Source organism: Burkholderia sp. Ac-20353 (assembly GCF_017104785.1).
In the GTDB taxonomy this organism is placed as follows: Bacteria; Pseudomonadota; Gammaproteobacteria; order Burkholderiales; family Burkholderiaceae; genus Burkholderia.
Genome location: NZ_JAAGPL010000103.1, coordinates 12,710 through 30,520 on the forward strand (window position 1 = coordinate 12,710; position 17,811 = coordinate 30,520).

A 17,811-nucleotide genomic window follows, 5' to 3' on the forward strand; every position below is an offset into this window, starting at 1 on the left:
CCAAAAGAAAAGGCCCTTGCGGGCCTTATGCATGCGGACGCGAACCCGGACGCTTACCGCGTCAGTTCGCTGAAGCCGTCCAGCAAGCGCTCGACGTCGGCCGTTTCGATCGCGCCCATCGTCGAGATCCGGAACAGTTCCTTCGACAGCCCGCCTTGCCCCGCGTAGATCACGAAGCCGCGCGCCTTCAGCCCGTCGTGCAGCGTCTCGTACGTGACGCCCTGCGGCAGCCGGTACGCACGCAGCACGACCGACGACGCGCCTTCCGGCAGTACGAGCGGCATTCCGCGCGCGGCGAGGCCGGCCTGCGCCTGGTCCGCGAGCGCCTTGTAGCGCGCATGGCGCGCACGCCAGCCACCGGCTTCGTCGAACTCGCGCAGCGCCTCGACGAGCGCGTAGTACGCGTGCACCGACGGCGTGAACGGCGTGTTGCGCTGGTCCTGCAGCTTCGCGAGCCGGCCGAGGTCGAGGTAGTACGTACGGCTCGCGGCCTGCGCGAGCGCACTGCGGCGCACGATCACGAACGCCGCGCCCGGCACGCCGTGCAGGCACTTGTTCGCGGTCGCCGCAACGGCGTCGATGTCGCCGCCGGCGAAATCGATTGCCTCCGCGCCGAAGCTGCTGACGGCGTCGACAAGCAGCTTCACGCCGCGTGCGCGGCACACTTGCGCGATCGCGCCGAGATCGTTCAGGCGGCCGGTCGTCGTCTCGTGATGGATCACGGCGACGTGCGAGAACCGGCCGGCATCGAGCCGCGCGGCGATCTGCGCGAGATCGGGTGCGGCCATCCATTCGTGCTTCAGCACCTCATGCGGGATCGCGTACTGCGTGGCGATCTGCGAGATCCGTTCGCCGTAGACGCCGTTCTCGATCACGAGCAGCTTGCCGCCCTGCGGGACGAGCGCGGCGATCATGCTTTCGACCGCGGCGGTGCCCGAGCCCGTCATCAGCACGGCGCTCCATTCGGCCGGATCGAGCTCGTATGCGGCGACGAGGCGCGCACGGGCTTCGTCCTGCAGGTCGAAGAACTCGCCTTCGCGATGGCACAGGTCGGGTTGCAGCAAGCTCTGGCGCACGCGTTCGGTCAGCGTCACCGGGCCGGGGTTCAGCAGCAGCATCAATGGGCTCCTTCAGCTTCAGAGTGGGCGGCGCCGATGTGCCGCATCAGGCGCGTCTTCACGTCGACCGGCGTCACGGTCGGGCGCGGCAGGCCGTCGGGCACGCCGGTACGGATCGCGAGCCGCACGAACTGCGCGCCGTTCGCGCGCGTCGCGTCGCGGGAGGCGGCGAGGGCGGCATCGAGCACCTCGAGCGTATCGCCTTCGACCGCCGACGCGTAGCCGCACGCGGCCGCGACGCCGGCGAACGACACGTGCTGCGACACGGTCGCCTGGCCGCCCGTCGATTCGTGCGCGCCATTGTCGAGCAGCACGTGCGTGAGGTTCGCGGGGCCATAGGTGCCGAGCGTCGCGAATGCGCCCATCCGCATCAGCGCGGCGCCGTCACCGTCGACGGCGATCACGTGAAGATCGGGCCGCGCCAGTGCGAGACCGAGCGCGAGCGGCGTCACGCAGCCCATCGAGCCGACCATGTACAGCTGGTTCGGGCGATCGTCGAGCGCGTACAGTTCGCGGCCGCAGAAGCCGGTGGACGCGAGCACGACGGTCGAATCGACCGGCGTGTGCGCGATCACGCGCTGCAGCGCGCCGTGGCGGGTCGGCCATGCATCGGCCGATGCGGCGCGCGACGACGACTGCGCGGCGACGTGCGCGCGCGGCGTGGCCGCCGGGTTCGCCTTCAGTTCATACGGCGCGACGCTGCCTTTCTGCATCACGAGCGCGTACGGGCGGCCGGTTGCGTCCATGTGCGCGATCGCGCGATCGAGCGCCGGGCCGACCGCGTCGGGGTCAGTCGGGAAGGTTTCCCACGGGATCTCCATCGTGTCGAGCATCGCGGGCGTGATCGGCCCCATCAGCGCGTGCTGCGGCTCGTCGGGCACGCCCGGCTGGCCGCGCCACGTGACGATCAGCAACTGCGGCAGCCGGAACGTCCAGGTCAGCGACGTGAGCGGGCTCACCGCGTTGCCGAGCCCCGAGTTCTGCATCATCGCGATCCCGCGCTTGCCGGCGAGCGTCGCGCCCGCGATCAGCGCGACCGCGTCGCCTTCGTTCGCGGCCGACAGGTAATGCAGCGTCGGGTCCTGCAGCACGTAGTTGATGAACGGCGTCAGGTACGAGCAGGGCACGCCCGCGTACCAGTCGAAACCGCGCGCGCGCGCGGCCTCGACGAACTGGGCCGCTTCGATCATTGCGCGCCCCCGTTGCCGGCGCCCGGTTCGGACAGCGGCGTCTGGCCGTGCGCGAAGTCGCCCGCGCGGCGGAAGTCTTCCAGGTCGTTCACACCGCGCCAGTGGCCGTGCACGTACTGCACCTCGATCTTCTCGCCGGCGGCGATCAGCTCGTTGAGCAGCGTGGGGATGTCGAGCGTGTCGAAATCAGGACGCGCCTGCAGCGTCGCGAGCATCGCCTTCAGACGCTCGACGCCGCCGCCGCGCACGTTCAGCAGGCCGATCCAGCGGCCGTGCGGCGTGCCTGCGGCGACGTCGCTCGACACACGTTGCAGATACGTTTTCTGGCCGAACAGGCCGCGATCGTCCGCAGCCGAGCACAGCGCGAAATCGCGCACGCTCTGGTTGGTCTCGGTGAGCGACGAATCGACGACGACGCTGAACTCGGCCTCGCTCTCCGCGAGGTCGCGCAGGATGTAGCTGCGGAACAGCAGGTCGCCGTACGAGATCACGGTGTCGCCGGTCAGGCGACCGGCCGCACAGGCGAGCGACGCGAGTTCGCCCGTCTGCGCATGGCGCTCGTTGACGACGAGCTTGATGCCCGACGTGTCGATCGCGTCGGCGCGATAGCCGCCGACCACGGTGATGTCGTTCACACCGTGCTTCTTGAAGCCGTCGACGAGCCAGCGCAAGAGCGGCTTGCCGGCGACCGGCAGCATGACCTTCGGCTTGTCTTCGGTCACGGCTTCGAGGCCCTTGCCACGGCTTGCGGCAAGCACGATCGCGGCGTTCGACGCGCGCGACGACGACGACAGGTAGATGCGCTCGGCCGCCGAGTATTCATCGGCGTCCTGCAGGCGGAAGATCTCGTTGACCGACGCGACGCGATCCTCGACGTTGATCAGTGTCTCGCTTTCATGGATCTCGCGCGCGACGGCCTGCATCGCCGACGCCGACGCACGGATCAGGTGGTTCGCCCAGATCACGGTGCTGATGCCGGCCTGGCGGAACACGTCGGTCGGCGTGCTGTAGTACTTGGTCGGCACGATCACGAGCGGCGTCTTGCCGCTCCATTCGCGCGCGAACTGCAGGATCTCGTCCGGGCGCGACAGCTTGCTGTGGATCAGGATCGCGTCCGCGCCGGCTTCCGCATACGCGTTCGCGCGGCGCAGCGCCTCGTCCATCCCCCAGCCCGCGATCAGCGCCTCGACGCGCGCGACGATCGAGAAGTCCGGGTCGCTCTGCGAATCCTTGCCGGCCTTGATCTTGCCGCAGAACTCGTCGATCTCGGCGAGCGGCTGGCGCTCGCCGTCGATGAAGCTGTTGGTCTTCGGGAACTGCTTGTCCTCGATGCACACGCCGGCGATGCCGCGCTGCTCGAGCTTCCTCACGAGGCGGCGCACGTTGTTGAAGTTGCCGTAGCCGGTGTCACCGTCGAGCAGGATCGGCAGGTCGCTCGCGTCGGCCATGAATTCGAGCACGTCGACGACCTGGGTCCAGCTCGCCTCGTTGTTGTCGCGCACGCCGAACTGCGCGGAGATCGCGAGGCCGGACGCCCAGATCCCCTTGAAGCCCGCTTCGCGGACGATCCGCGCGGACAGGCCGTTGTGCGCTTCCATCAGGAATTCGAGCTCGTTGCTGACGAGCATGCGGCGCAGGCGCGCGCTGCGCGATTCGGTGAAGCCGGGTTCGCGTGCGTTCATCGTGCGGCTCCCGCGGTGGCGCGCTGAATCAGCGGCAGTACGTCCTGCGTCGCGCGGGCGACGTCGTTCGGGAAGTCGATCTCGATCCACGGCGCGCCCGTCACGTCGGCGACGTCGAACGTGTGGCCGCCCTCGAGCAGCAGGTCGCGCACGGCTTCCTCGTGCGGCATGTTCGCGCGGCCGCTGTCGACGTAGCCCGCGACGATCGCCGCGAGGCGGCGCGCGGTCGCTTCGGTGAAGCGGAAGAAGCCGACCGATTCGCCGATCGTGTCGTAGTCGAGGTCGACCGCGAGCTGCTTGCGCAGTTCGACCGGCACGCCATTCTTCAGGCACAGCTTGACGGGTTCGTCGCCCGCTTCGAAATCGCGGTCGATCAGCAGGCGGTCGACCGCCTGGTCGGGGTTGGCCACGAGCGCTTGCAGGATGCTTTCGTCATACAGCACGTCGGCGTCCATCAGCAGCACGTCGCCGCCGCGCGTCATCGCGTCGGCGACGGTGTGCACGGTCAGCACGCTGCCGAGATCGTAGCGGTCGTTCAGCACGATCTCCGCACGGCGGCCGAGGCGCGCGAGCTCCTCCTCGACCTTGTCGGCCTGGAAGCCCAGCGCCAGCACGATCTCGTCGACGCCCGCGGCGTCGAGCACGCGCAGGTGCCGCTCGAGCAGCGAGGCGTCGTCGAAGCGCAGCAGACACTTCGGGAATTGCGCTTCGGGAGGTTGCTGCAGGCGCAAGCCGAGGCCTGCCGCAAGAATGATGGCTCGCATGTGTTCTCCAACCAAAAATCAGACAAACCGGTTCGTGACCGGTCAATCGGCGAGGGGCTGCGGCGCACGGCGCCGCTGCCAGTTTCTTTCACTGAAATGCAGGTAGAGCAGGCCGGGCAGGCCGAGCGCGAGTTCGCGCGCGCGCTTCGCGAGCGACAGCGCGAGCGCCGCGTCGGGAGGCAGGCCGACGAGCGGCGCGAGCAGCAGGTAACCGCCTTCCTGCGCGCCGAGCGAACCCGGGATCGCGAACGCCGCGCCGCGGATCGCCTGGCCGACGCTCTCGAGCAGCAACGCGTCGAGCCAGCTCACCGGATGGCCGAGGAAGTGCAGCGCAAGCCACACTTCCGCGGTGCCGACGATCCAGCCGACGAGGCTCAGCGCGAAGGTCGACGCCACCTTGCGGCGGTCGCGGTACAGCGTGCCGACCGCGTCGTCGATCGCGTCCGCGCGCGTCGCGAGCGACGACCAGTCGCGCGGGCCGAGCAGCTTCGACGCGAGCCGCAGGCCTCGGCCGAACAGCCCGCGCCGCTGCGCGGCGTAGAACAGCACCGCGCAGCCGCCGAGCACGCCGGTCGCGATCAGCGCGGGCGTGCGCAGGTGCTGGACCGAATCGTGCGTCGCGTACACGCTGAACGCGGCGATGCCGATCAGCGCGAACGCCATCTGCGCGAGCGCCTGCATCGTCGTGCTGACGGTGACCGCCGCGGCGGCGTCGGCCATCCGCGTGCCGCGCTGCGCGAGGTGGCGCACCATCAGCACGGGCCCGCCGATCTGCCCGGCGGGCAGCAGGCTGTTGACCGATTCGCCGACCCAGCGCGCGCGCAGCGCGTTGCCGAGATCGGCGCCGGGCTCGCCTTTGCGGAACATTACCGAGATCGCCGCCGCGTCGATCACGAGCGGCACGACATGGAACGCCGCGACGAGCGCGAGCCCCCAGCCGGCCGCGAGAAACGTCGACACGACCGCGCCCACACCCTGCCACGCAAGGAGCGCTACGAACAGCGCCGTCCCGAGGGACAGCAGGATCATGCCGGCGCGTGTCATGACGCCTTCGTGCGGCGTGGCGCCAGTAGCTTGAACACCTGGCGGAAACCGAAGTACGCGATCGCGTCCTTCATGTTCGAGATGAAGCGCTTCCACGGCCGCATGCCGGGATCGGTCACGTATTCGAACGTGAGCGATACGCGCATCTCGTTCTGGCCGAGCGGCGTCACGCGGTGGCGCAGCTTGTCGCCGTCGAACAGCACGATGCCGCCGTCGGCGATCTGCACCGAGCCTGGTTCGTCGGGCACGCCCGGGTTGCGCGTGTGCAGCTCGTAGTCGAGACGGCACGACGAATCGTCGATTACGCCGATCAGCAGCGTGTAGCGGCGGCCGTCGTAGTACGACGTATCGTAGTGCCAGCCGATGTGGTCGCCGGGCTTCGTGTAGTAGTAGAGCGCGTAAGCGTGCGGATCGTCTTCCGGCGACAGCAGCAGTGTGTCGCCGGTGAGCTTCTCGAGGAAGCCGAGCAGCGCCTTCGAGCGGTACAGCTCGGCGATGTACGGCGCTTTTGCATCGATCGTGTGGCGGCTCACGCTGCCGCCCTGCTTGTGGCCGGGCAGGTAATTGCGGTTGATGTCGGCCGTGAGCGCGCGCGCGGCATCCGCGAGCTTCGCGTGCGCGTCGGGCGGCAGGAACGTGTCGAGATACAGGAACGACCCCTGGCGCGCATAGTCGTCGCGCAGGCGGCCGACGTCGAGCCGGCCGACGCAATCGGCCACGGTGCGGTCAGGAGCGGCCGCCGCTGCGCGGGCAGCCGCCGGGCGTGCCGGGTTCAGCACGGAGTCGTCGCGTGTGCTGGCAGTCATTTGGTTGCGTGGATTTTGGTTGGATTCTGCGGCAGGCTGCCGCGCTTCACGATGCGCCACCAGTCGATCACGACCCACGCGGCGAACAGCGGCGCGCCGATCGACGCCGCAAGCAGGAACGGCTCGACGCCGTCCGCGAGGGTCACGAGCGGCAGCAGGTAGAGCACGTCCTCGGTTTCGAAGCCGCCGACGAACGCCTGCTTCGTGCCGACCTTGCCGGCGAACGACTCGATGCGCATCCGCAGGAAGAAGATCAGCGCGACCGCCGCGCCGGCGAGCGCGCCGAGCAGCACCGGCGGCGCGGCCATCTGGCCGCCCTGCGCAACGATGCCGACGCCCATGCTGACGAACAGCGCGATCGTGACGAGCGCATCCGCCGCGAGGTCGTAGAAATGGCCGATGTTGCTGGACTTGCCGCTGATGCGCGCGAGTTCGCCGTCGGTGTGGTCGACGAAGTTCGACAGCACGATCAGGAACGCGCCGGCGTTGCACCAGCCGAAGGTGCCTTGCGCGAGGCACCACGCGCCGGCGAGGCCGATCAGCAGACGGACGGTGGTGAGGTGGTTCGGGGTGACCGGAGTGTCGACGAGCGGCCGGACAAGCGAGCGCGCAAGCCGTGCATCCCAGGTGCGCGGCAGGGGTGGTTCGGAACGTTTGGCGGTTTTTCTTTGGTCCATCGACGAAATATATACGGATTTGTAAGTCGCTGCTTTTTTCCGCTCAATTTCCTGACATGTTCGGGTGTTAGCGGTCATTGTCGGAACGGGGCCCGGGGCCGGCATGCGCGGGGGGGAGCGGTTGCCTTGCGCGGGCGCCGATGCGGGGCGGCACAATTCAGTTTCGTTCCCGCCGCGCGCTTGTTCAAGGCGGGGTGGCGCCGAATTTCGGGGGCGGCGCGCGCGGGCCGGACGGCGGTGGCGGAGCAGGGCGGCTGCCGCTCGTGCCGATGGCGGGCGCCCGGCAACTTGACGTCGATCATCCCCAGGAAGCCAGCGTCCGGCGACAATCGGCCGCGGATATCGACGGCGGATATCGACGGCGGGCCTGCGTCGGGTGACGATCCGCGTACCGCAGCGGCGCCGATGCGGCTGCGTGTCGTCACCGCGCGTCACTGCGCGCCCGCGCCGCCTGTCACAGAACGACCGTTCGATATCCGGCAAATTCAGCAAGGGTCTTTTGCATCCGGTGGACATTTCGCCGCTGCGGCCTCTGCGATACTCCGGTCGTGCCTGTGGTGCCGGCCGCCGATCGCGGCCCCAGGGTTTCACGCCGCTCAGGAGACACCGCCCGCGGCGTTAACGACAGACCAAAAAGCGTTCGAACTTCTGCCATGTCTTCATCACGCATCCTCGCTCACGCCCTGCGTTCGCTCGTCCGCACCGCCGACGAAGCCGCCGCACTGATCCGTCCCGACATGACCGTCGCAATGAGCGGCTTCACCGGCTCGGGCTACCCGAAAGCGGTGCCGGCCGCGCTCGCCGCGCGCATCGAAGCGGCCCACGGGCGGGGCGAAGCGTTCCGCATCAACGTGCTGACCGGCGCATCGACCGCGCCTGAGCTCGACGGCGCGCTCGCCCGCCAGAACGGCATCTCGATGCGCCTGCCGTACCAGTCCGACCCGACGCTGCGCGACAAGATCAACGCCGGCGAGGTCGAGTACCAGGACATCCACCTGAGCCACGTCGCGCAGTACGCATGGTTCGGCCTGTTCGGCGAGCTCGACGTCGCGATCGTCGAAGTCGCGGGCATCCGCGAGGACGGGCTGCTGATTCCGTCGGCGTCGGTTGGCAACAACAAGACGTGGCTCGACCAGGCGAAACACGTGATCCTCGAGGTCAATTCGCGCCAGCCGCTCGGCCTCGACGGGATGCACGACATCTATTACGGCACCGCGCTGCCGCCGCACCGCAAGCCGATTCCGCTGACGAACAGCGACGACCGCATCGGCGAGCCGTACCTGCGCTGCCCGGCCGAGAAGATCGTCGCGATCGTCGAGACCGATGCGCCAGACCGCAGCAACGCGTTCTCCGCGCCGGACGAGACGTCGAAGCAGATCGCGCACCAGCTGATCGATTTCCTGCGCCACGAAGTGAAGCGCGGCCGACTGCCGGAAAACCTGCTGCCGCTGCAGTCGGGTGTCGGCAACATCACGAACGCGGTGCTCGCGGAGCTCAGCTCGGCCGGGTTCTCGAATCTCACCGCGTACACCGAGGTGATCCAGGACGGCATGCTCGACCTGCTCGCGGACGGCACGCTGAGCTTCGCGTCGGCCACCGCGCTGTCGCTGAGCCCTGACGCGGTCAAGCGCTTCGCCGACGAGATCGCGACGTTCCGCGAAAAGATCCTGCTGCGTCCGCAGGAGATCAGCAACCATCCGGAGCTCGTGCGCCGGCTCGGCTGCATCGCGATGAACGGGATGATCGAGGCCGACATCTACGGCAACGTGAACTCGACGCACGTGATGGGCACGAAGATCCAGAACGGCATTGGCGGCTCCGGCGACTTCGCGCGCAACGGCTACCTGTCGTGCTTCATGTCGGCGAGCACCGCGAAGGGCGGCGCGATCTCGCGGATCGTGCCGATGGCGAGCCACGTCGACCACACCGAGCACGACGTCGCGGTGGTCGTCACCGAACAGGGCCTCGCGGACCTGCGCGGCCTGTCGCCGAAGCAGCGCGCGCGCAAGATCATCTCGACCTGCGCGCATCCGGACTTCCGGCCGATGCTCGAGGATTACTTCGAGCGCGCGTGCCGCGAAAGCTTCGGCAAGCAGACGCCGCACCTGCTCGACGAGTCGCTGTCGTGGCACGAGCGCTTCGTGCGGACGGGGTCGATGAAGGCGTGATTGCGGCCTGACCGGCGGTCCGAGTGCGGTCCGACTACGGGCCGGACTGCGGTCTGCTAACGGCCCTGACAGCGGCCCGACTGCGGCCGCCCCGACGCGCGCCGCGCCGCCGGCGCGCGTCAATCCATCGCCGCGTGCGCGACGCTGTCGGCCTCCGCGTGTCCCTCCTTCGGCCGGATCAGCAGCAGAAGCGGAATCATCAACAGCGTCGCGACGAACATCAGCTTGAAGTCGTTCAGGTACGCGATCATCGACGCCTGCTGGTTGATCGTCCGGTCGAGCAGCGCGAGGTCGATGCGGCTGCCGCTGCCGACGATCGACTGCACCGCCGGATTGAACGGCGTCACGTGGGTCGCGAGGTCTGCGTGCGCGACCTGCGTGTTGCGAGTCATCAGCGTCTGCACGATCGAGATGCCGATGCTGCTGCCGATGTTGCGCATCAGGCTGTAGGTGGCCGTGCCGTCCGCGCGCAGCTCAGGCTGCAGCGTCGAGAACGACAGCGCACTCAGCGGCACGAACACGAGCCCGAGCCCGAATCCCTGCACGACGCCGGGCCACACGATGTCGGCCTCGGACAGCACGACCGTGTACTGCATCATCTGCCACAGCGCGAGCGCGGAGATCGACAGCCCCGCGAGCAGCAGCATCCGCGCATCGACGTATTTCAGCAGCCGCCCGACGAACAGCATCGCGATCATCGTGCCCGCGCCGCTCGGCGCGGTGACGAGCCCGGTCGTCGCGACCGGGTAGCCCATCAGGTTCTGCAGCATCGGCGGCAGCAGCGCGCGCGTCGCGTAGAGCACCGCGCCGACCACGAAGATGAACAGCGTGCCGGCCGCGAAGTTCGGGTCGCGCAGCAGTTCGGACTTGAAGAACGACGCGCTGCCGACGGTCGCCGTGTGCACGAGAAAGAACGCGAACGCGAGCGCCGCGACGAGCGCTTCGATCTGGATTTCGCGGGAGCCGAACCAGTCGAGCTGCTCGCCGCGGTCGAGCATCGCCTGGAACGCGCCGATCGCGAGCGCGAGCGTCGCGAAGCCGAATGCGTCGAACTTCACGTGCGGGCGCGGCGCGCGCGCGGGCAGGAACGTGAGCACGCCGGCGAGCGCGAATGCGCCGATCGGCACGTTGATGAAGAACACCCAGCGCCAGTTGTAGCTGTCGGTCAGCCAGCCGCCGAGCGTCGGCCCGAGAATCGGCCCGACCATCACGCCCATCCCCCAGATCGCCATCGCCTGGCCCTGCTTCTCGCGCGGGTTGATGTCGAGCAGGATCGACTGCGACAGCGGTACGAGCGCGGCGCCGAACACGCCCTGCAGCAGCCGCGACGCGACGATCTGCACGAGCGATTCGGACAGCCCGCACAGCGCGGACGCGAGCGTGAAGCCGGCAATCGAGATCGTCAGCAGCCGCTTGACGCTCAGCCGGTCGGACAGCCAGCCGGTGAGCGGCGTCGCAATCGCGGCGGCGACGATGTACGAGGTCAGCACCCACGTGATCTCGTCCTGCGACGCGGACAAACTGCCCTGCATATGCGGCAGCGCGACGTTTGCGATCGTGCTGTCGAGCGTCTGGATCAGCGTCGCGAGCATGATCGACAGCGTCAGCATCGGGCGGTTCAGGGCGGGAGGCGAGGCAACGTCGGCGTGAGCGGGGCTCAAGGGATGTCTCCGTGGGGCCGGCACCGCGTCGGCAAACGGGTGTCGTGCGAATAATGAGTGTGCTTATTATATCTGGACTCATATCCGGGCCGGTTCACTGCGGCGACTTTCGGCTCGACCCTATAATTCGCGGATGGACAAGACTTACGAGAACCGGATCGGCTATCTGATCGCCGACGTCTCCCGGCTGTACGGGCGCCTGTATGACCGGCGCGCGAAGCAGCTCGGGGTGACCCGTGCGCAGAGCCGCGTGCTCGCGTATCTGACGTGGAAGGGAGAGATGAACCAGGCGCGGCTCGCCGAATGGCTGGAGATCGCGCCGATCTCGCTGACGCGCCTGCTCGACCGGATGGAGAGCTGCGGCTGGATCGAGCGCGTCGCGAACGACGATGACCGGCGCGCGTTCGTGATCCGCCTGACGGACAAGTCGCGCGAGATCTTTCCGCAGATGCTCGAAGTGGGCGATACGGTCGCCGAGGATGGCCTGCGCGGCCTGACGAGTGACGAAAGCGACACGCTGATCCGCCTGCTCGGGCGGGTCCGCCACAATCTCATCGACAGCAGCGGGGACTGAGCCGCGCGAGTGGGCGGACTCGCTTGACTCTCGACTACGGCGCGGCGCTCAAGTCGCCGGCGGACCTGGAGAAGCGCAGGAAGCGGGCCGCCGACATGCGAGCCGCGCGTCGCATCACGGCACGAGCGCCCGCACCACGACCGCCGCCAGATAAAGCCCGACCCCGTACGACAGGTGCGAGACGATGCTGCGGCGGCGCGCGACGGTCGGCTGCGGCGTGCGCGCCGCGGCAATCCCGAAACCGAACGCCGGCTGCATCACGAAGAACGGCGCGACCACGCTGCCGATGCCTGCGACCAGCGCGGGCACGGGCGTTGGCGCGTCGAGCCATCCCGTTCCCGCGATCGCGACGGGCAACCCCGCGAACGCGATGCCGATCGCGTAATGCGCAAGCCAGCCGAGCTCGCGTTCGCCACGCACCGGCGACGCCGCGACGATCGTCGCGTGCCGGAACCGGCCTGCCGGCATGTGGCCGAGCCAGCGGCCGACCAGTGCGTAGTCCAGCGACGGAATGCCGAGCACGCGCCGCCGGAACAGCGCCCACAGATCCATCACGAGCGTGCCGCCCGTGCCGATCAGCAGCACGCGCAGCAGGATGTCGGTCGTGCCGCTCATCGCTTGCCTCCGGCGTTGATTGCGTAGTCGGGGCAGGGCGGGCTGGCGTGACAGCAGCAGGCGAGCGCGTTGGCACGGCGCTGGGTTCGGATCGGTTTCATTGCAGCTTCAGCTTGTTTTATCGGGATCGAGCGCCTATCTTGCTACTTCAAGTTCACTTGAGGTCAAGCATGGGCAGTCTGGATATCGGCGAAGTTGCGCGTCACGCGGGGTTGCCTGCTTCGACGCTGCGCTACTACGAGGAGAAGGGGCTGATCGCGTCGAACGGGCGTCGCGGGCTGCGCCGGCAGTATGGCGACGAGGTCCTGCAGCGGCTCGCGCTGATCGCGCTCGGCCGCGAGGCCGGGTTTTCGCTCGACGAGATCGGCGTGATGCTCGGCACGGGCGGCGAGCCCGCGATCGATCGCGCGCGGCTCGACGCGAAGGCCGACGAACTCGATCGCACGATCCGCCGGCTCAGCGCGGTGCGCGACGGCCTGCGGCACGCGGCGGTCTGCCCCGCGCCGAGCCATCTGCAATGTCCGTCGTTCCGCAAGCTGCTGCGCATCGCCGAACATCGCAGCGGGGTGCGGAGAACGAAACCGGCCGCCGGAGACGCACAATAGCGCGGTGAGCGGTCCGCCGTGCGGTGGTTTCGTCCGATCGCTTTTCGACCCGAGGGGGCGCCATGAGCTTGCCGATCGCGTGGGTGCTGTTCGACATGGAAGGGGTGTTGACGCACTACGATCGCGCGGCGCGGGTCGCGCGCCTCGCGGCGCTCACGGGCCGGCCGCCGGAGTTGATCCGCCACGCAATCTGGGAGTCCGGCCTCGAAGCACGCGCCGATGCCGGCGAGATCACGCCGGATGCGTACCTGGACGCGCTGGGCGACAGGCTCGGCTGCCATGTGAGCCGCGACACGTGGCTCGATTCGCGCCACGCATCGATCACGCCGAACGCCGAGACGCTCGCGCTCGCCGAGCAAGTGGCCGAGCGGCACCCGATCGCGGTGCTGACGAACAACAGCCGCCTCGTCACCGATCATCTCGACTATCTGAACCCGCCGGTCGCACGCCTGTTCGGCGCGCACGTGTACGCGTCCGCGTCGTTCGGCGCGGTCAAGCCGGCTGCGCAGGCGTATCTCGGCTGTGTCGGGCAGCTCGGCGCGCGGCCGGACGCGACGCTGTTCATCGACGACACCGACGCGAACGTCGCCGGCGCGCTCGACGCGGGGCTGCTCGGCTATCGCTTCGTCGACGCGCGGTCGCTCGCGGACGCGCTGCGGGCGCGCGGCCTGATCTAGCCGGGCGCGGCACCGGGCGGCCGCGCGATGCACGAACGGCACCGCGTCAGCCGATCACCGCGCGCCTGACACAGCGCAGCGCCGCTTCGAGCGCGTCCATTGAAATCGAGCCGAGCGCGACGCGCAGCGCCTGTGGCGCGCTCGCGGTCGTCGCGAACGGCTCGGCCGTCGTCACGAGCACGCGCTCCCGCTCGAGCGCGGCCGCGACGTCGTCGGCGCGCAGATGGTCGGGCAGCATGAGCCATACGTAATACGACGACGGATGCGCGAGCAGCGTGGCGCCGTCCAGCACCCGCCGCGCGAGCTTCTGCCGGCGCCGCGCGTCGCGGCGCTTCTGTTCCTCGAGCGTATCGACGACACCCTGGTCGATCCACTGGCAGGCGAGCGCGACCGTCAGCGACGGTGTGTTCCACGTCGACACGCGGATCGCGCGTTCGAGCGCAGGCACCCAGCGCGGCGGCGCGGCGACGAAGCCGAGCCGCAGGCCGGACGCGACGCTCTTCGACAGGCCCGATACGTACAGCGTGCGCTCCGGCGCGTGCGTGAACACCGGCTTCGGCGCGGGCTCCGCGAGGAACGCATACGCGCCGTCCTCGATGATCAGCAAATCGTGGCGTTCCGCCAGCGCCGCGAGCCGGACGCGGTCCGGCTCGTCCATCACGGTGCCGAGCGGATTGTGCAGCGTCGGCATCGTATAGACGGCCCGCACGGGGCGCTTGCGGCACAGCGTCTCGAGCCGGTCGAGATCCATGCCGCCGCCTGCGCGCATCGGCAGCGGCGCGAGCTCGAGCCGGTGCGCGTGGGCGAGCGCCTTCATGCCCGGATAGGTCAGCGCGTCGATCGCGACGACGTCGCCCGGCTGCAGCAGCGCCATCGCGCCGACCGCGAGACCCTGCTGCGCGCCGTTGACGATCAGCACCTGCTCGCCAGGCACGCGGATGCCGCGGTTCCGAAGATGGCGCGCGATGGCCTGTCTTTCGTGCGGCCGCCCGCCTTGCGGCGCCGAATGCAGCAGCGCGTCGAGATCGCCCGCTGCGGCGAGCGCGCGCAGCCCGTTGCGCAGCAGCTCGACCTGTCCGGGCAGCGACGGATAGTTGAAAGTCAGGTCGATCATGCCGGCGCGGGCCGGATGCTGTTCGAAACCGAGGCCGCGCGGCAGCGACGTGTCGCGGACGAACGTGCCGCGCCCGGTCTCGCCGACGACGAGGCCGACCGCCTCGAGTTCCGCATAGACGCGCGCGGCTGTCGCGAGCGCGATGCCGTGCTGCTGCATCAGCGCGCGCACGGTCGGCAGCTGGGCGCCGGGCGCAAGCCGGCCCGCGCGGATTTGCGCGGCGAAGTCGTCGACGATCGGTTGATAACGGGGTTCGCGCATCGTTTGTATCTGGAACAATTCTTTGTTTGTATCGAACAGGAAGATTACGCTGCCGGCATCGCTCACGCAAACCTTCATATCCATGATCGCACTGACGACGCTCTCGATCTTTTCCGCGGCGGTGCTGCTGCTGTTGCTGTCGCCGGGGCCGAACATGACGTTCGTGCTCGCGCACGGCGTCACGTACGGCCTGCGCGGCGGCGCGGCGGCCGCGCTCGGCATCGGCGTCGCGGACCTCGTGCTGACGGCGTTGACGGCCACCGGCATCACGGCGGCCGTCAACGCGTGGCCGCCTTCGTTCGACGTGATCCGGTATGCGGGCGCCGCGTACCTGCTGTGGATGGCGTTCAACGCGCTGCGGCGGCCGGGGCGCCTCGGCATCGCGGGCGCACCGCAGCGATCGCTGGCGTCGGTCGTGTGGCGGGCGATGCTGAACAGTCTGCTGAATCCGAAGGCGCTGCTGTTCTTCGTCGTGTTCCTGCCGCAATTCGTCGAGCCACGCCACGGCGCGGTCACGATGCAGCTGATCGAACTCGGCTGCGTGCTGACCGCGATCAGCACGGTGTTCCACCTGCTGCTGGGCGCGGCGGGCGGCACGGTGCAGCGCCTGATGTCGCGTCATGCGCGCGCCGCGACGATCCAGTCGCGCGGGCTGGCCGCGGTGCTCGTGCTGCTCGCGGTGCGGCTGGCGGTCATGTCGCGGCCAATCTGAGCAGGGCGCCCAAGCGGAAATCACCAAGCGGAACCATAAGGAAACCGAATGTATATTGCAGCATTCATTTACCGGCCAGGCGAGATCGACGATACGTTTCGTGAACTGAGCGCGACGATCGACGCGGTCGCTGCGAGCCTGCCGGGGTTCGCGGGCGCGGAGTCGTGGCGCTCGGCTGACGGGGAGCTGGTCAACGCGTCGTATTACTGGCATGACGAAGCGTCGTTGCGCGCGTTCGCGACGGACCCGCGGCATCTCGACGCGAAACGCCAGTATCGCCAGTGGTACGGCGGCTATCACGTGGTCGTGTCGAAGGTCGAGCGTGCGTATGGCGACGGTGCGTTTCCGCATATCGTTGCCGATACGCGCAGGGCCGGCCGGCGGCACGGCGACGCGGGCCCCACGGCCACGCCGGCAGCGCCGGACACAGGGTCACCGGTGCCCGCGCGCTGACACGCGCATCAGCCGGCGTCGTAATACGCGCGGCACTCCATTTCGCGGCCGCGCACGACCCGCTTGCCGACCAGCGTGCCGTGCGCCTCGGTGACGACGGTGCGCTGGTGTTCCTCGTGCAAATCGTCGTAGAAATACAGCACGACCCAGTCGGTCGTGCGGCCGAGTTCGTGCGCGCGCCCGGTGTTCGAGAACAGCGCCGTGAAATGCCAGCCGCCTCGCGTCTCGTGCATCACGGGCAGCCACGCAACGCCTTCCGGGTTCAGGCGCTTCGGCGCGATCGTCGGCAGCTTGCCGGCCAGGGCCCGTGCGCGATAGAGGCGGTCGATGTGGAGCAGCAGTTCGACGGGGGGCTCGGTGCCGAGGCTGTCGCGATGCGTGTGGTCGTGCCACTGCCGGCGTCGGCTCAGCACGTCGTCGAGCGCTGCGCGAATTCCGGCCGCCCGGCGCGGGCCGACGCCCGCGACCGTTTCGAGCCGGCCGCTGCGCGCTGCGATCTCGAGATCCTCGAGCGTATCGATGTGCAGCGTATCGTGAATGCGCATCGCGAGTTCGCGGCCGATGCCGGGCACCGACTCGAACGGGGAAGCCGGCTCGATTTCGCCGCGCAAGCGGTCGAGCTGGCGCCAGTGCCCCGTGATTAGCAGTTCCGCGATCGCTTGCGCGATGCCCGTGCCGATATGCGGCAGCGCGTCGAGCGCGTCGAGGCCGCCCGCGTCGAACAAGGTCCGAACGCTTTCGTCGAGGCTGTCGACGGTGTCGGCCGCGGCGCGATACGCACCTGCCCGATATGGATTTGCGCCCTGATCCGCAAGGCGCTGCGACGCCTCGCGCAGGCAAGTCGCGATCTGCCGGTTTTCCTCGTGCGTTGGTCGGGCGGTCGTCAGCATGCCGGAATGCAGATGAGCGCTAGTGGAAGAGACGCGACGTGCGGTGCGCCGGTCTGGCCTCCGGCCATTGTCCCGGCGGCCGGTCGTGGAAAATTGATGCGTATCAAACGCAAACGTTGCACATGTTCTTGCCCCGAAATATATGCGGGCGTTCCCGATCGGCGCCGCTCGGCGTTACGCTGTGTGCGGGATCCGACGCAGGAGGGCGGTGATGAACGACACGCGCGGCGCGCGGCCGCCGGCCTGCGCGCGACTGTTCCTGTGCGGCGACGTGATGACGGGGCGCGGCATCGACCAGATCCTGCCGCATCCGGGCGATCCGCGCCTGTTCGAGCCGGTGTGCGGTTCGGCGCGCGACTATGTGCGGCTCGCCGAACAGGAAAACGGCCGGCTGCCCGCGCATCGCGACGATGCGTACCCGTGGGGCGACGCGCTCGCCGAGCTCGAGCGCGTGCGGCCCGACGCGCGGATCATCAATCTCGAGACGGCCGTGACCACGAGCGACGACCGCTGGCCCGGCAAGTCGGTGCTGTACCGGATGCACCCCGGCAACGTCGGCTGCCTGTTGCGCGCGCAGGTCGACTGCTGCGTGCTCGCGAACAACCACACGCTGGACTGGGGCCGCGCGGGCCTCGACGAGACCTGCGCGACGCTCGCGCGCGCCGGCATCGCAATGGCGGGTGCCGGGCGCGATGCGGCGCAGGCCGCCGCACCGGCGATCGTCGAATGCGCAGGCGGTGCGCGGGTGCGGGTTGAAGCGTTCGTGACGGCGAGCGCCGGGGCGCTCGCCGGATGGGCGG

The 17,811-nt window shown here is 69.0% G+C and carries 18 protein-coding genes; 7 read left to right on the forward strand and 11 right to left on the reverse strand.

The genetic code is table 11. The features are described 5' to 3' along the window. Positions 1–53 precede the first annotated feature (53 nt). The 7 genes from G3N94_RS25505 to G3N94_RS25535 are packed head-to-tail and all read right to left on the reverse strand — an operon-like array spanning position 54 to position 7,281. Complete coding sequence (locus G3N94_RS25505; protein ID WP_205795323.1) at positions 54–1,118, reverse strand: 2-aminoethylphosphonate aminotransferase; 1,065 nt, start codon at positions 1,116–1,118, stop codon at positions 54–56. Next, entirely contained in the window at positions 1,118–2,308 is a 1,191-nt protein-coding gene (gene aepY / locus G3N94_RS25510) for a phosphonopyruvate decarboxylase (RefSeq protein ID WP_205795324.1), read from the reverse strand. The genes G3N94_RS25505 and aepY overlap by 1 nt, the downstream gene beginning before the upstream one ends. Then, complete coding sequence (gene aepX, locus G3N94_RS25515) at positions 2,305–3,990, reverse strand: phosphoenolpyruvate mutase (RefSeq protein ID WP_205795325.1); 1,686 nt, start codon at positions 3,988–3,990, stop codon at positions 2,305–2,307. The genes aepY and aepX overlap by 4 nt, the downstream gene beginning before the upstream one ends. After that, positions 3,987–4,754, reverse strand: coding sequence for a phosphocholine cytidylyltransferase family protein (locus G3N94_RS25520; RefSeq protein WP_205795326.1), 768 nt, complete (start codon positions 4,752–4,754; stop codon positions 3,987–3,989). The genes aepX and G3N94_RS25520 overlap by 4 nt, the downstream gene beginning before the upstream one ends. 42 nt (positions 4,755–4,796) lie before the next feature. Then, a complete protein-coding gene (locus G3N94_RS25525; protein WP_205795327.1) occupies positions 4,797–5,798 on the reverse strand; it encodes an HpnL family protein in 1,002 nt (333 codons plus the stop codon). After that, complete coding sequence (locus tag G3N94_RS25530) at positions 5,795–6,604, reverse strand: 2OG-Fe(II) oxygenase (protein ID WP_205795328.1); 810 nt, start codon at positions 6,602–6,604, stop codon at positions 5,795–5,797. The genes G3N94_RS25525 and G3N94_RS25530 overlap by 4 nt, the downstream gene beginning before the upstream one ends. Further along, positions 6,601–7,281, reverse strand: coding sequence for a CDP-alcohol phosphatidyltransferase family protein (locus G3N94_RS25535; protein ID WP_205795329.1), 681 nt, complete (start codon positions 7,279–7,281; stop codon positions 6,601–6,603). The genes G3N94_RS25530 and G3N94_RS25535 overlap by 4 nt, the downstream gene beginning before the upstream one ends. A 653-nt stretch (positions 7,282–7,934) precedes the next feature. Here G3N94_RS25535 and G3N94_RS25540 point away from each other — a divergent pair. Then, the gene (locus tag G3N94_RS25540) at positions 7,935–9,449 is read left to right on the forward strand and encodes an acetyl-CoA hydrolase/transferase family protein (RefSeq protein ID WP_205795330.1); all 1,515 of its coding nucleotides are present in this window, start codon (positions 7,935–7,937) and stop codon (positions 9,447–9,449) included. 119 nt (positions 9,450–9,568) lie between these two features. Here G3N94_RS25540 and G3N94_RS25545 read toward each other — a convergent pair whose 3' ends face one another. Next, positions 9,569–11,059, reverse strand: a complete 1,491-nt coding sequence (locus G3N94_RS25545; RefSeq protein WP_205795341.1) for an MDR family MFS transporter — start codon at positions 11,057–11,059, stop codon at positions 9,569–9,571. A gap of 184 nt (positions 11,060–11,243) precedes the next feature. Between G3N94_RS25545 and G3N94_RS25550 the strand changes: the two genes are divergently transcribed. After that, positions 11,244–11,684: a MarR family transcriptional regulator gene (locus G3N94_RS25550; RefSeq protein WP_205795331.1), complete on the forward strand. Its 441-nt coding sequence runs from the start codon at positions 11,244–11,246 to the stop codon at positions 11,682–11,684. A 114-nt stretch (positions 11,685–11,798) separates the two neighbouring features. Here the strand turns inward: G3N94_RS25550 and G3N94_RS25555 are convergent, their stop codons facing one another. Then, positions 11,799–12,299: a DUF2938 domain-containing protein gene (locus tag G3N94_RS25555; RefSeq protein WP_205795332.1), complete on the reverse strand. Its 501-nt coding sequence runs from the start codon at positions 12,297–12,299 to the stop codon at positions 11,799–11,801. A gap of 170 nt (positions 12,300–12,469) precedes the next feature. Between G3N94_RS25555 and G3N94_RS25560 the strand changes: the two genes are divergently transcribed. Together G3N94_RS25560 and G3N94_RS25565 are read left to right on the forward strand one after the other, a co-directional pair. Then, positions 12,470–12,904: a helix-turn-helix domain-containing protein gene (locus G3N94_RS25560; RefSeq protein ID WP_205795333.1), complete on the forward strand. Its 435-nt coding sequence runs from the start codon at positions 12,470–12,472 to the stop codon at positions 12,902–12,904. 62 nt (positions 12,905–12,966) lie between these two features. Then, entirely contained in the window at positions 12,967–13,581 is a 615-nt protein-coding gene (locus G3N94_RS25565; RefSeq protein WP_205795334.1) for an HAD family phosphatase, read from the forward strand. A 46-nt stretch (positions 13,582–13,627) separates the two neighbouring features. Here the strand turns inward: G3N94_RS25565 and G3N94_RS25570 are convergent, their stop codons facing one another. Next, entirely contained in the window at positions 13,628–14,956 is a 1,329-nt protein-coding gene (locus G3N94_RS25570; protein ID WP_205795335.1) for a PLP-dependent aminotransferase family protein, read from the reverse strand. A gap of 82 nt (positions 14,957–15,038) precedes the next feature. On the opposite strand from G3N94_RS25570, the gene G3N94_RS25575 reads away from it, so the two are divergent. Together G3N94_RS25575 and G3N94_RS25580 are read left to right on the forward strand one after the other, a co-directional pair. Then, on the forward strand, positions 15,039–15,668 hold the full coding sequence (locus G3N94_RS25575; RefSeq protein ID WP_205795336.1) for a LysE family translocator: 630 nt from the start codon (positions 15,039–15,041) through the stop codon (positions 15,666–15,668). Positions 15,669–15,716: 48 nt separating this feature from the next. Further along, positions 15,717–16,121, forward strand: coding sequence for an antibiotic biosynthesis monooxygenase (locus G3N94_RS25580; RefSeq protein WP_241022064.1), 405 nt, complete (start codon positions 15,717–15,719; stop codon positions 16,119–16,121). 8 nt (positions 16,122–16,129) lie between these two features. Here G3N94_RS25580 and G3N94_RS25585 read toward each other — a convergent pair whose 3' ends face one another. Further along, positions 16,130–17,011, reverse strand: a complete 882-nt coding sequence (locus G3N94_RS25585) for a helix-hairpin-helix domain-containing protein (RefSeq protein WP_205795337.1) — start codon at positions 17,009–17,011, stop codon at positions 16,130–16,132. 211 nt (positions 17,012–17,222) lie between these two features. Between G3N94_RS25585 and G3N94_RS25590 the strand changes: the two genes are divergently transcribed. Further along, positions 17,223–17,811, forward strand: a 589-nt coding sequence (locus G3N94_RS25590) for a CapA family protein (protein WP_205795338.1), incomplete at its 3' end; no start/stop codon positions are given.

What these genes read in the sequence shown, in the direction of transcription:
- aepX (WP_205795325.1), bottom strand. Translation starts at nt 3,990, where the DNA reads ATGAACGCACGCGAACCCGGCTTCACCGAATCGCGCAGCGCGCGCCTG.
- G3N94_RS25570 (WP_205795335.1), bottom strand. Translation starts at nt 14,956, where the DNA reads ATGCGCGAACCCCGTTATCAACCGATCGTCGACGACTTCGCCGCGCAA.
- G3N94_RS25565 (WP_205795334.1), top strand. Translation starts at nt 12,967, where the DNA reads ATGAGCTTGCCGATCGCGTGGGTGCTGTTCGACATGGAAGGGGTGTTG.
- G3N94_RS25575 (WP_205795336.1), top strand. Translation starts at nt 15,039, where the DNA reads ATGATCGCACTGACGACGCTCTCGATCTTTTCCGCGGCGGTGCTGCTG.
- G3N94_RS25530 (WP_205795328.1), bottom strand. Translation starts at nt 6,604, where the DNA reads ATGACTGCCAGCACACGCGACGACTCCGTGCTGAACCCGGCACGCCCG.
- G3N94_RS25560 (WP_205795333.1), top strand. Translation starts at nt 12,470, where the DNA reads ATGGGCAGTCTGGATATCGGCGAAGTTGCGCGTCACGCGGGGTTGCCT.
- G3N94_RS25550 (WP_205795331.1), top strand. Translation starts at nt 11,244, where the DNA reads ATGGACAAGACTTACGAGAACCGGATCGGCTATCTGATCGCCGACGTC.
- G3N94_RS25585 (WP_205795337.1), bottom strand. Translation starts at nt 17,011, where the DNA reads ATGCTGACGACCGCCCGACCAACGCACGAGGAAAACCGGCAGATCGCG.
- G3N94_RS25580 (WP_241022064.1), top strand. Translation starts at nt 15,717, where the DNA reads ATGTATATTGCAGCATTCATTTACCGGCCAGGCGAGATCGACGATACG.
- G3N94_RS25525 (WP_205795327.1), bottom strand. Translation starts at nt 5,798, where the DNA reads ATGACACGCGCCGGCATGATCCTGCTGTCCCTCGGGACGGCGCTGTTC.
- G3N94_RS25540 (WP_205795330.1), top strand. Translation starts at nt 7,935, where the DNA reads ATGTCTTCATCACGCATCCTCGCTCACGCCCTGCGTTCGCTCGTCCGC.
- G3N94_RS25545 (WP_205795341.1), bottom strand. Translation starts at nt 11,059, where the DNA reads ATGCTGACGCTGTCGATCATGCTCGCGACGCTGATCCAGACGCTCGAC.
- aepY (WP_205795324.1), bottom strand. Translation starts at nt 2,308, where the DNA reads ATGATCGAAGCGGCCCAGTTCGTCGAGGCCGCGCGCGCGCGCGGTTTC.
- G3N94_RS25505 (WP_205795323.1), bottom strand. Translation starts at nt 1,118, where the DNA reads ATGCTGCTGCTGAACCCCGGCCCGGTGACGCTGACCGAACGCGTGCGC.
- G3N94_RS25555 (WP_205795332.1), bottom strand. Translation starts at nt 12,299, where the DNA reads ATGAGCGGCACGACCGACATCCTGCTGCGCGTGCTGCTGATCGGCACG.
- G3N94_RS25535 (WP_205795329.1), bottom strand. Translation starts at nt 7,281, where the DNA reads ATGGACCAAAGAAAAACCGCCAAACGTTCCGAACCACCCCTGCCGCGC.
- G3N94_RS25520 (WP_205795326.1), bottom strand. Translation starts at nt 4,754, where the DNA reads ATGCGAGCCATCATTCTTGCGGCAGGCCTCGGCTTGCGCCTGCAGCAA.